This is a genomic window from Pseudomonas gorinensis, assembly GCF_042015035.1.
Classification (GTDB): Bacteria; Pseudomonadota; Gammaproteobacteria; order Pseudomonadales; family Pseudomonadaceae; genus Aquipseudomonas; species Aquipseudomonas gorinensis.
On record NZ_CP167125.1, the window covers coordinates 4,525,323 to 4,538,941 of the forward strand.

Sequence of the window (13,619 nt, forward strand, 5' to 3'; positions counted from 1 at the left end):
ACAGCAAAACGCCCCTGGCCATCGCTGGCCAGGGGCGCCCTTTACAGCAACCGCTTACTCCATCGCTGCCACAAAGCTGCTGATGAACTCAGCGTTATCCACGATCCGGTGGTGAGTCGTATCGATCACCACCGAACGCCGGATACCCGCCTGGCCAATCACCTCGCGCATACCGGACTCGATCAACGCCTGGTGGATACCGCCCTCACTCAGGGCCGCCCACCAGCAATTGACCGGCGCCCGGATGGCGCGGTAATCGGTGTCTTGCAGGCGCTCATCCAGCACCTGCTTGAGCGCCCAGGAGCGCTCGGTTTCGCCGCCCGACAGCAACTCATCCTTGAGCACGCGGAAGCTATCGCCCAGGGTCCGCTCAGCCCAATCGGACACCTGCTGCCATTGCTCATCCTGGCTGCCGCACGTCGCCTGCCACACCGCGTGGATCTGCTCGGCGTACGCCGGGAACATCACCGCCAGCAACTCCACGCGCCGCTCGGCCGCAGACGTCACCCGCTGATCCAACTGCGCCCCCTGCTGCCAGAACGCAGTAAAGCGGGCCGGGGGCGGCGCATCGATCCAGCCCACTGATTCCACCACGCGGCCCGCCTGTTCCAGGCGGTAAGCCACCTCCATGGCCAGGTTGCCGCCCAGGGACCAGCCGGCCAGGCGGTAAGCGCCGTGGGGCTGTGCGCTCAACAATTGCTGGGTGTAGTCCTCGACCATCTGCGCCCAGGTCGGCACTTCAACGCTTTCGTCCACCAGTGCCCGGCACATCACGCCCAACACCGGACGCTGCTCACGCAACGCCAGGGCAATGGCCTTGTAGCAATGCACCGAGCCAAAACTTGGGTGGAACAGGTACAGCGGCGTGCCCTGGGCCTGGCTATTGAGCCGGACGATCAACGAGCGCTCGCCCTCGCCCTCGAGGCAACGCGCCTGAGCCGCGACCGTCGGGTGCAGCATCAACTGGTTGACGCCCAGCGCGACACCGCACACCTGATGAATGCGGTCCTTGAGCATCAGCACCAACAGCGAATGACCGCCCAGCTCGAAGAAGTTGTCATGCAACCCGACACGTTCGACTTGCAGCACCTGCGCCCATGCCGCGGCAATCTGTTGTTCGGCCTCAGTCTGCGGCGCAACGTACTCGCGGCCAGCGGCCTCGGGCTTGGGCAGCGCCTTGCGGTCCAGTTTGCCGTTGGGGCTCAGCGGCATGTGCTCCAGCACTACCCATTGCGCCGGGACCATATAGTCCGGCAGGTGGCTGGCCAGGTGGGTGCTCAAGCGCTCGCGCCAATCGTCACCGTTCGGTTGCAGCACCACATAAGCCACCAGTTGCTTGCCATCAACCACCTGCACGCTCGCTTCACGCACAGCCGGGTGTTCCAGCAGGCGCGCTTCGATTTCACCCAGCTCGATGCGCAAGCCGCGCAGCTTGACCTGGTGATCGAGGCGGCCCAGGTATTCGATGACGCCGTCGGCACGCTGGCGTACCCGGTCGCCGCTGCGGTACAGCCGCGCCCCAGGGTGGAACGGGCAAGGCACGAAGCGCTCGGCGGTCAAGCCCGGACGCCGATGATAACTACGCGCCAAGCCTGCGCCGCCCAGGTACAGCTCACCGGCAACTCCGACCGGCACGGGTGACAGGTCGGCATCCAGCACATGGGTGCGCAGGTTGGCAATCGGTTCGCCGATCGGCACCGTGTCGTGCCCCTCGTCGACGCAGGTCCAGTGGGTCACGTCGATGGCGGCTTCGGTTGGGCCATACAGGTTGTAGAGGCCGGCTTGCGGCAGTTTGGCAAAGACTTGCTGCTGGGCGTCGACCGGTAGCGCCTCGCCGCTGCACACAATGCGCTGCAGGCTTTGGCAACGGGTCACCGCCGCATCCTGGAGGAACGCCTGCAACATCGAGGGCACGAAGTGCACTGTAGTGACCTGCTCGGCGGTGATCACACTGATCAACCGGGCCGGGTCGCGATGATCCCCCGGCGCTGCAACCACCAGGCGCGCACCGCTCATCAGCGGCCAGAAGAACTCCCACACCGACACGTCAAAGCTGAACGGGGTCTTTTGCAGCACCGTGTCGCTGGCACCGAGGCCATAGGCTTCCTGCATCCATTGCAGGCGGTTGGTCAGGGCCGAATGCCGGTTGCCCGCGCCTTTGGGCTGGCCGGTGGAGCCGGAGGTGTAGATCACATAGGCCAGGTTTTCGCCGTCCAGGACGATACCTGGGTTGCTATCGCTGTAGCCTTCGAACCACGACTCACCCAGCACCAGATGATCCAGGCCCTGGGGTATGGGGAGCTGTTGCAGCAGGTGCGCTTGAGTCAGCAGCAACTTCACCCCGCTGTCTTCAAGCATGTACGCCAGGCGCTCACGTGGATACTCGGGGTCCAGCGGCACATAGGCGCCACCGGCCTTGAGCACCGCCAGCAGGCCAACCACCATTTCGATGGAACGCTCCAGCGCCAGGCCCACCAGCACGTCCGGCCCGACGCCAGCCGCGATCAAACGATGGGCCAGGCGGTTGGCGCGGCGGTTCAGTTGCGCGTAGCTCAGACGCTGCTGGCCAAACACCAGGGCCGGCGCATCCGGCGTGCGCGCGACCTGTGCTTCAATCAACTGATGCACGCAACGCTGCGACGGGTAATCGCGAGCGGTAGCGTTCCAGTCGTGGATCACTGCTTGCTGTTCCTGGTCATCCAGCAACGGTAACTGGCCGATACGCTGCTGGGTGTCCTGGGTCATGCCGTCGAGCAGGTTCAGCCAATGGCCGGCCATGCGTGCCAGGGTGGCCGGCTCGAACAGGTCCGTGGCGTAGGTGAACGAGGCGGCAAGCCCCTCGGCCGACTCATGGGTATTGAGGCTCAAGTCGAACTGGGCCGTGTGGCCGTCCCACGCCAGGCCACTGACCTGCAGGCCGGGCAGCGGCTCAGCCTGGTCGTGACCACTGGCTTGGGTTTGATGATTGAACAGCACCTGGAACAACGGGTTGAAGCTCAGGTTGCGTTCCGGCTGCAACGCCTCCACCAACTGCTCGAACGGCAGGTCCTGGTGGGCCTGGGCCTCCAGCGCGCGCTGTTTGACCTGGGCCAGTAACTGGGCAACCGTCTGCTGCCCGTCGATATCGGCCTTGAGCACCTGGGTATTGACGAAAAAGCCAATCAGGCGCTCGGTTTCCACGCGGTTGCGGTTGGCGATGGGCACGCCGACGCGGATGTCCCGCTGGCCGCTGTAGCGGTGCAACAACGCCTGGAATGAGGCGAGCAGGAGCATGAACAATGTCATGTCCTCACGCTGGGCCAGCGCGCGCAACGCGGTGACCCGTGCCGCCGGTACGTGGATGTCCAGGCTCGCGCCGCGATGGCTTTGCTGGCTCGGGCGGGCGTGATCCAGCGGCAATTCCAACACCGGTTGTTCACCCCCCAGCAGGTCTCGCCAGTAAGCCAGCTGGCGCGCCTTCTCGCCGGCCTCCATCCACTGGCGCTGCCACACTGCATAGTCGGCGTACTGGATCGGCAGGGCCGGCAATTTCGGCACCTCGCCCTGGCTGAAGGCGGCGTACAACTGCACCAGCTCGTCGACCATCACCTGCATCGATCCCCCATCGGAGATGATGTGATGCTGTACCAGCACCAGCACGTGGTCGTCAGCAGCCACCCGCAGCAGCCACACCCGCATCAGCGGGCCCTGGGTCAGGTCGAAAGGCTGCGCAATGTAAGCCTCCACCTGGCTGCGCAGGGCCGACGCATCCACATCGACCTGGGCGATCTCAACGCTGGCCGGCGCGCCAATCACCTGCACCACACGCCCGTCCTCCGGTTTCAGGTGGGTGCGCAGGCTTTCGTGACGCGCAACCAGGGCGTCAAAACTGCGCTGTAGCGCCACGGGATCCAGGCGGCCTTTGAGGCGCAACGCGCTCGGCACATGGTAGGCCGCGCTGTGCGGGTCCAACTGCCAGAGGAACCACTGGCGTTCCTGGGCATAGGACAACGGCAAGGGCTGCCCTCGCTCCACCGCGACCAGGGGTGGCGCCAATGGCATGCCGCTTTCGGTCGACAGCGCTGCGACAAACCCCTGCAGCCGTGGGTATTCGAACAGGCTTCTGAGCGCAACCTCTCGGCCCAACACATTGCGCAGGCGGGAGATGACTTGCATCGCCAGCAACGAGTGGCCGCCCCGCTCAAAGAAGTGATCCGACAGCCCGACCCGCTCGACCCCAAGGATGTCAGCCCAGAGGGCCGCGACCTGTTGCTCAAGCTCAGTCACCGGCGCGACCCAGGCGTATTGCGACGAGCTGGCGTCGGGTTTCGGCAGAGCCTGGCGATCCAGCTTGCCGTTCGGATTGAGCGGCATGCGGTCGAGGAAGATCAGGTGCGCCGGCACCATGTAGTCCGGCAGTTGTTCACGCAAGGTGGCCTTGAGCGCTTCGGCATCCTGTTGCTCGGCGACCAGGTAGGCGATCAGTTGATGGTCGGCCGCCAACACCAGCGCTTCACGCACGCCGGGCTGGGCCAGCAGCAACGTCTCGATTTCCCCCAGCTCAATGCGGAAACCACGGATTTTTACCTGGTGGTCGACACGCCCGACGTACTCGATCACCCCGTCGGCACGGTAGCGCGCCAGGTCGCCGGTGCGGTACAGGCGCGCGCCGGTTGCGCCGAACGGGTCCGGCACAAAGCGTTCGGCGCTCAACAGCGCACGGTTCAGATAGGCGCGGGCCAAACCGCAGTGGCTGCCGATGTACAGCTCGCCCACCGCGCCCAGTGGCGCCAGGTTCAGGTCGCGATCCAGCACATACAGGGCACGGCCTGGCAACGAGCGGCCAATCGGGCTGGCGGTGGCGCCGATGGTCTCGCTGGACGTGCAATCCAGCACGCTCGAGACCACCGTGGCCTCGGTCGGGCCGTAGGTATTCAACAATCGAACATGGCCCAGGCCGGCCTTCAACCACTGTGCCGGGCCGTCCAGCGGCATGGCTTCACCGCCGATATGGATCTGGCGCAGCGCGCCATACGAGCGCGGCCCCGCCGCCAGGCAGTCGAGCAAAAACAGGTTCCAGTAGGCGGTGGGCAAGTCGGCCAGGGTGATGCCTTGAGCGATGATTTCCTCGTACAGCCGCGCGCTGTCCCACAGCTCCGGGCCGCGCAGCACCACGGTGGCGCCGTGGGTCAGCGCCGGATAGAGCTGCTCGACGAACCCGTCGAAGTTCAGGGTGGCGAATTGCAGGACGCGATCGTCCTGGGTCAACCGCGAATAGCCCGCCGCGATGCTGGAGAACTCGGTCAGCGCCCCATGGTTGATCGCCACGCCCTTGGGTTTGCCGGTGGAACCGGAGGTGTAGATCACGTAGGCGAGGTTTTGCGGGTCGACGGCTACCCGCGGATCCGTCTCGGGGTACTGAGTCAAATCCGTATGCGTCAGGTCCAGCGTCGCCAAGCCTTCGGGTAGCGGCAGGTCGAGAGTCGCCTGGGTCAGCACCAGGCGCACGCCGCTGTCTTCAAGCATATGCAGCAGGCGTTCACGCGGGTATTGCGGGTCGAGCGGCACATAGGCGCCGCCGGCCTTGAGCACCGCCAGCAGGCTCACCACCATCTCGAACGAGCGCGCCACCGCCACGCCAACCAGCCCTTCCGGGCCAACACCCCGCGCGATCAGCGCATGGGCCAGGCGGTTGGCTCGGCGGTTCAATTCGGCATAGCTCAGCGACTGTCCGCCCAGGCACAGTGCCGTGTGCTCCGGACGCCGTTGCGCCTGGTGCTCGAACAGGTGCTGCACCCCCTGTTGAATCGAGCACGCCGGGGCCGGGGTATTCCAATCCCGCAGCAGGCGCGCGTGTTCCTGGCGATCGAGCAGCCTCAACTCGCCGATGGGTTGCCGGGCATCTCGCGCCACAGCGTCCAACAGGTTCTGCCAATGCCGCGCCAGGCGTGCCACGGTGGCGGCCTCGAACAGGTCGCTGGCGTAGGTCAGCGAGGCCCATATGCCTTCGGCGGACTCCTGGGTATCCAGGCTCAGATCGAAATGCGTGGTGTGGCTGTCCCACTCCAGCCCTTCCACCCGCAGGCCGGGCAACTGCTCGCCACGCGGCACACGCGCCTCGGCCTGGTGGTTGAACATCACCTGGAACAGTGGGTTGTGGCTCAGGCTGCGCTCCGGTTGCAGGGCTTCCACCAACTGCTCGAACGGCAAGTCCTGGTGCGCCTGGGCTTGCAGGGCGCGATGCTTGACCTGCTGCAACAGCTGGGCAAAGGACATCTGCCCGTCGATATCGGCCTTGAGCACCTGGGTGTTGACGAAGAAGCCGATCAGGCGTTCGGTCTCCACCCGGTTGCGGTTGGCGATCGGCACCCCGACACGGATGTCCGACTGCCCGCTGTAGCGATGCAACACGGCCTGGAACGACGCCAGCAACAGCATGAACAGCGTGACCCCTTCGCGTTGCGCCAGGCCCTTGAGGCGGGCAACCACGTCGGCATCCAGGCCGACTTCCAGCTGGGCGCCACGGTAGCTCTGAACCGCGGGGCGCGGGTGGTCCAGCGGCAACTCCAGTACCGGTTGCTCGCCGCCCAGCAGGCCCTGCCAGTACTCCATCTGGCGCTGCTTCTCGCCGGCGTCCATCCACTCGCGCTGCCACCCGGCGTAATCGGCGTATTGCAGCACCAGCGCGGGTAATTGCGCCGGCCGCCCCTGGCTGAACCCGGCGTACAGTTGCACCAGCTCATCGACCATGACTTGCATCGACCAGCCGTCGGAAACGATATGGTGCTGAACCAATATCAGCACATGTTCCTGTTCACTCAGTTGCAACAGTGTCACGCGTAGCAGCGGGCCCTGGTACAAATCGAAAGGCCGGGCGATTTCCGCTTCCACCCGCGCCTGTACCTGCTGCGGCGATGCACCGAGCAGCCGCGCCTCATCCAGCCTCAGTGTGGCGACGGGCAGGATGTGCTGCCGCGTGGACTCACCGTCGGAGACAAACACGGTGCGCAAGGTTTCATGGCGTGCGAGCAAGGCGTCAAAGCTGCGCTGCAAGGCCGCGCGATCCAGTTGCCCGCTCAGGCGCAATGCGTTGGGCACGTGGTAGGCCGCACTCTCAGGCTCCAGTTGCCAGAGGAACCACTGCCGCTCCTGGGCATAGGACAACGCCAGGGGTTGCTCACGGCTGAGCGCGAGCATCGGCGGGGCCAGCACCGTGGCGTCCTGCGCCTGCAACGCCAGCACAAACCCTTCCAGTTGCGGCTGTTCGAACAACGTGCGCAGGGCAACTTCGCGCGCCAGCAACTGGCGCAGGCGCGAGATCACCTGCATGGCCAGCAAGGAATGCCCGCCCAGTTCAAAAAAGTGATCGCTCAGGCCGATCCGTTCGGCGCCGAGTACCTCGGCCCAGATCGCAGCCACCTGCTGCTGCAAAAGGCTGACCGGCTCGACGAACACCCTCTGGGCCTGGGCAACGTCGGGCAGCGGCAGGCCGCGGCGGTCGAGCTTGCCGTTGGGAGTCAGCGGCATCTGTGCGAGGAACATGAAGTGCGCCGGCACCATGTAGTCGGGCAAACGGGCTTTCAAGGCACGCCGCAGTGCTTCACGGAATTCAACCGCGTTGACCAGGGCAGGATCGGCAGGCACCACATAGGCCACCAGTTGCTTGCCGGTCGGGCCGTCCTGGGCCACGACCACGGTTTCGCCGACGCTGTCCTGCTCTCGCAGGCGCGCTTCGATTTCACCCAGTTCGATGCGGAAGCCGCGGATTTTCACTTGATGGTCGACGCGGCCGAGGTAATCCACCACGCCATCCGGACGGCCACGGGTCAGGTCGCCGCTGCGGTACACGCGGCTGCCGGGTTTGCCGAAGGGGTCTGGCACGAAGCGTTCGGCGGTCAGGGCCGGACGTTCCAAGTAACCCCGGGCCACGCCCTCCCCGCCCAGGTACAACTCACCGGCCACACCGATGGGTTGCAGGTTGAGTTGCGCGTCCAGCACATAGCCGCTGCGGTTGCCGAGCAGTGTGCCGATGGGCGCATAGACCGCACCGCATGGGTCACCCTTGCGGGCCTTCCACAGCAGCGGCGTGACCACGGTTTCGGTCGGGCCGTAGCCATTGAACAGGTAGGTCGGTTTCAGCGCACGCCAGGCCAGGTCGTAGCTGGCTTGCGCCACCGCATCCCCGCCGAAGCAGTACACCCGCACGGCCGGTGGGTTGCCGTCGCGCTCGGCATGCTCGGCCAGCTGTTGCAGGTACACCGGCGGGAACACGGCCATCGTCACCTGGTGGCGATGCATCTGCGCGTAGGTGTATTCGGGCAACCACAGGCTGTCATCGCGGATCAGCACGCTCGCGCCGTTGATCAGCGGGTGCATCCAGCCTTCGTGGGAACCGTCGAAGGCGAGCGACATGAAGTGCAGTTCGCAATCGGCCGGCGAGGTTTCATAGCGCTCGCCCGTGGCAATGATGTGCGCCACCAGCGGGCCGTGGGACACCGCCACGCCCTTGGGCAGGCCGGTGGAGCCGGAGGTGTAGATCACGTAGGCGAGGTTATCGCCGTGCAGCTTCACGTCTGGAGCCGTGTCGCTGTAATCGGCCCATTCCTCGGTGCGATCGATCGCCAGGGTATCCAAGCCGTCAGGGATCGGCAGTTGCTGCAACGCCCGCGTATGCGTCAGCAGCAACCGGGCGCGGCTGTCTTGCATCATGTACAGCAGGCGATCACGCGGGTATTCGATATCCAGCGGCACATACACCCCACCCGCCTTGAGCACCGCGAGGAACGCCACCATGATCTCGGCGCTGCGCGGCATGGCAATCGCCACGCGCACTTCCGGGCCCACACCACGGGCGATCAGCGCACGGGCCAGGCGGTTGGCCTGGCGGTCCAGCTCGCCGTAAGTCAGGGTCTGCGCGTCGAACTTCACCGCCACGGCCTCCGGTGTTTCAGCGGCGCGGTCAGCGACCAATTCGTGCACCAGGCGCGTGGCCGGGAAGCCGGAATCGGTGCGGTTCCACAGTTGCAAGATGTGCTGCTGCTCGTCGCGATCCAGCAGGTTCAATTGGCCAAGGGTTTGCGACTGATCATCGACCATCGCCTGCAACAGGTTCTGCCAGTGGCGCGCCATGCGCTCGATGGTCGAGGCGTCGAACAGATCGGTGGCATAACCCAGCGACGCCCACAGCCCGTCGCGGTTTTCCTGCACGTCCAGGTCGAGGTCGAAGTGGGCCGTGCGGCGCTCCCACGTCAAGCCTTCGATGCGCAAGTGCGCGAGTGCCGACGGCGTATCGCCCGGGCGCCCTTCGGCCTGGTGGTTGAACATCACTTGGAACAGCGGGTTGAGGCTCAGGCTGCGCTCCGGCTGCAAGGCTTCCACCAGTTGCTCGAACGGCAGGTCCTGGTGGGCCTGGGCCTCCAGAGCGCGCTGTTTGACCTGGGCCAGCAACTGGGCAACGGTCGTCTGCCCATCGATCTCGGCCTTGAGCACCTGAGTATTGACGAAGAAGCCGATCAGGCGCTCGGTTTCCACGCGGTTGCGGTTGGCAATGGGCACGCCGACGCGGATGTCCTGCTGGCCGCTGTAGCGGTGCAACAACGTCTGGAACGAGGCCAGCAGCAACATGAACAGCGTTACACCGTGAGCCTGGGCCAATGCCTTGAGATCGGTGGCCAGGGCCGCTGGCAGCGCTACGTCCAGGCGAGCGCCGCGATGGCTCTGCTGCGCCGGGCGCTGATGATCGAACGGCAGCTCCAGCACCGGCTGTTCACCCCCCAGCAGGTCTCGCCAGTAAGCCAACTGACGCGCCTTTTCGCCGGCCTCCATCCAATCGCGTTGCCACAGCGCATAGTCGGCGTACTGGATCGGCATGCCCGGCAATTGCGGCATCTCGCCCTGGCTGAAGGCGGCATACAGCTGCACCAGCTCGTCGACCATCACCTGCATCGACCAGCCATCGGAGACGATATGGTGCTGCACCAACACCAAGACATGCTCGTCCTCGGCCAGGCGCAGCAGGGTCACACGCAACAGCGGCCCGGCTTGCAGATCGAACGGCCGGGCAATCTCGGCGGCGACCTGCGCGTGCAGCTCGACCTCGCTCACCTCACCCAGGGCAATCGACACCGGGGCCTGGGCTTGAATGACTTGGCGCGCTCCCTCTGGCAGCACCTGAATACAGGTGCGCAAGCTCTCATGGCGAGCGACCAGGGCATCGAAACTACGTTGCAGCGCCGAACGGTCCAACGCGCCCTTGAGGCGCAGGGCGCTGGGGATGTGGTAAGCCGCGCTGTGCGGGTCCAGTTGCCAGAGGAACCACTGGCGCTCCTGGGCATAGGACAACGGCAGTGGTTGCTCACGGCTGGCCGGCAACAACGCGAGAACCGGCTCGCCAACGCTCGCTTCCAGGGCGTGCAAGGCGGCGGCAAAGCGTTCGAGACGCGGTTGTTCGAAAAGCAGTTTCAACGGCACTTCACGCCCCAGGGCATGACGCAGACGCGACACCACCTGCATCGCCAGCAACGAGTGGCCGCCTCGCTCAAAGAAGTGATCCGCCAGCCCGACCCGCTCGACACCCAGGATGTCGGCCCAGAGGGCCGCGACCTGTTGCTCAAGCTCCGTCACCGGCGCGACCCAGGCGTGTTGCGACTGGCTGGCGTCGGGTTTCGGCAGCGCCTGGCGATCCAGCTTGCCGTTCGGATTGAGCGGCATGCGGTCGAGGAAGATCAGGTGCGCCGGCACCATGTAGTCCGGCAGTTGCTCACGCAAGGTAGCCTTGAGCGCTTCGGCATCCTGTTGCTCGGCGACCAGGTAGGCGATCAGTTGATGGTCGGCCGCCAACACCAGCGCTTCACGCACGCCGGGCTGGGCCAGCAGCAACGTCTCGATTTCCCCCAGCTCAATGCGGAAACCACGGATTTTTACCTGATGGTCGACACGCCCGACGTACTCGATCACCCCGTCGGCACGGTAGCGCGCCAGATCGCCGGTGCGGTACAGGCGCGCGCCGGTTGCGCCGAACGGGTCCGGCACAAAGCGTTCGGCGCTCAACAGCGCACGGTTCAGATAGGCGCGGGCCAGGCCGCAATGGCTGCCGATGTACAGCTCGCCCACCGCGCCCAGTGGTGCCAGGTTCAGGTCGCGATCCAGCACGTACAGGGCACGGCCTGGCAACGAGCGACCAATCGGGCTGGCGGTAGCGCCGATGGTCTCGCTGGACGTGCAATCCAGCACGCTCGAGACCACCGTGGCCTCGGTCGGGCCGTAGGTATTCAACAATCGAACATGGCCCAGGCCGGCCTTCAACCACTGCGCCGGGCCGTCCAGCGGCATGGCTTCGCCGCCGATATGGATCTGGCGCAGCGCGCCATATGTGCGCGGCCCCGCCGCCAGGCAGTCGAGCAAAAACAGGTTCCAGTAGGCGGTGGGCAAGTCGGCCAGGGTGACGCCTTGAGCGATGATTTCCTCGTACAACCGCGCGCTGTCCCACAGCTCTGGACCGCGCAGCACCACGGTGGCGCCGTGGGTCAGCGCCGGATAGAGCTGCTCGACGAACCCGTCGAAGTTCAGGGTGGCGAATTGCAGGACGCGATCGTCCTGGGTCAACCGCGAATAGCCCGCCGCGATGCTGGAAAACTCGGTCAACGCCCCGTGGTTGATCGCCACGCCCTTGGGTTTGCCCGTGGAGCCGGAGGTGTAGATCACGTAGGCGAGGTTTTGCGGGTCGACGGCTACCTGCGGATCCGTCTCGGGGTACGGGGTCAAATCCGTATGCGTCAGGTCCAGCGTCGCCAAGCCTTCGGGCAGTGGCAGGTCGAGAGTCGCCTGGGTCAGCACCAGGCGCACGCCGCTGTCTTCAAGCATATGCAGCAGGCGTTCACGCGGGTATTGCGGGTCGAGCGGCACATAGGCGCCGCCGGCCTTGAGCACCGCCAGCAGGCTCACCACCATCTCGAACGAGCGCGCCACCGCCACGCCAACCAGCCCTTCCGGGCCAACACCCCGCGCGATCAGCGCATGGGCCAGGCGGTTGGCTCGGCGGTTCAATTCGGCATAGCTCAGCGACTGTCCGCCCAGGCACAGTGCCGTGTGCTCCGGGCGTTGCAGCGCTTGCGCCGCGAACAGCCCATGCACACCCGCACTGTGTTGCAACACTGGCGCTGCGTGATTCCAGTCCTGTAACAGCCCGCGTTGCTGGGCCTCGGTCAACATCGTCAGTTGCGCGATGCGCGCGCCCGCCCGCCCCACGACGGCACGCAGCAAGCCCTGCCAATGCTCGGCCATGCGCTGCACGGTGGCGGCGTCGAACAGGTCAGTGGCGTAGGTCAGCGAGGCCCAAATACCGTCGGGCGATTCCTGGGTGTCCAGGCTCAAGTCGAACTGGGCGCTCTGGCTGTCCCACTCCAGCGCCTCCACCGCCAGGCCGGGCAACTGCTGCTCGCCGCGTACCCTGCGGCCTTCAGTCTGGTGGTTGAACATCACCTGGAACAGCGGGTTGTGGCTCAGGCTGCGCTCCGGTTGCAGGGCTTCCACCAACTGCTCGAACGGCAGGTCCTGATGACTCTGGGCTTGCAGCGCGCGCTGCTTGACCTGGGTGAGCAACTGGCTGAAGGTCATCTGCCCGTCGATATCGGCCTTGAGCACCTGGGTGTTGACGAAGAAGCCGATCAGGCGTTCGGTCTCCGCGCGGTTGCGGTTGGCGATCGGCACGCCGACACGGATATCCGACTGCCCGCTGTAGCGATACAACAGGGTCTGGAACGACGCCAGCAACAGCATGAACAGCGTCACGCCCTCACGCTGGGCCAACGCTTTGAGGCCGGTGACCAGCGTCGCCTCCAGGCCCATGTCCAGTCGCGCGCCGCGATAGCTTTGTACGGCCGGGCGCGGGTGGTCCAGCGGCAACTCCAATACCGGCTGCTCGCCCCCCAGTTGCTCGCGCCAGTACTCCAATTGGCGCTCTTTCTCACCGGCTTCCATCCAACTGCGCTGCCACAAGGCGTAGTCCGGGTATTGAATCGCCAACGCCGGCAAGCGCGCCTCCTGGCCCTGGCTGTAAGTCACATAACACTGCACCAGCTCATCGACCATCACTTGCATCGACCAGCCGTCTGACACGATGTGGTGCAGCACCAGCACCAGCACATGCTCATCCGGCGCCAGTTGCAGCAGCTTGACCCGTAGCAGCGGGCCTTGCTGCAGGTCGAACGGCTTGGCGACTTCTGCTTGCACCAGCGCTTCAAGCTGCTCGGGGTCGCCGTTTTCATGGGCGATTTCAACGCGCACCACGGGGTCGATCACCTGCAGCACCTGCTCGGCATCTTGATGCAGGTGGGTGCGCAGGCTTTCATGGCGGGCCAGCAGGCTATCGAAGCTGCGTTGCAGGGCGACACGGTCGAGCCGGCCCTTGAGCCGCAAGGCGCGCGGCAAGTTGTAGGCCGGGCTTTGCGGCTCCAGTTGCCACAAAAACCACTGCCGCTCCTGGGCATAAGAGAGTCGAAGGGGCTCACCGTCCTGACGCTTGAAAACCGGGGCAATCTCAAACAGGTTGATGCCTTGTTGCTTGAGCATGACCGCCAACGCTTTCTTTTGTTGCGCAGAAAGTGACCCTACCGACTCGATTAATGCTTGCACGCCACGCC

Annotated in this window: 1 protein-coding gene; it reads right to left on the reverse strand. The window is 65.3% G+C overall.

The genetic code is table 11. From position 1 onward, the window contains the following. Positions 1 to 54: 54 nt before the first annotated feature. The gene (locus AB7933_RS32520) at positions 55 to 13,611 is read right to left on the reverse strand and encodes a non-ribosomal peptide synthase/polyketide synthase (protein WP_024076053.1); all 13,557 of its coding nucleotides are present in this window, start codon (positions 13,609 to 13,611) and stop codon (positions 55 to 57) included. Between the last annotated feature and the right edge of the window lie 8 nt (positions 13,612 to 13,619).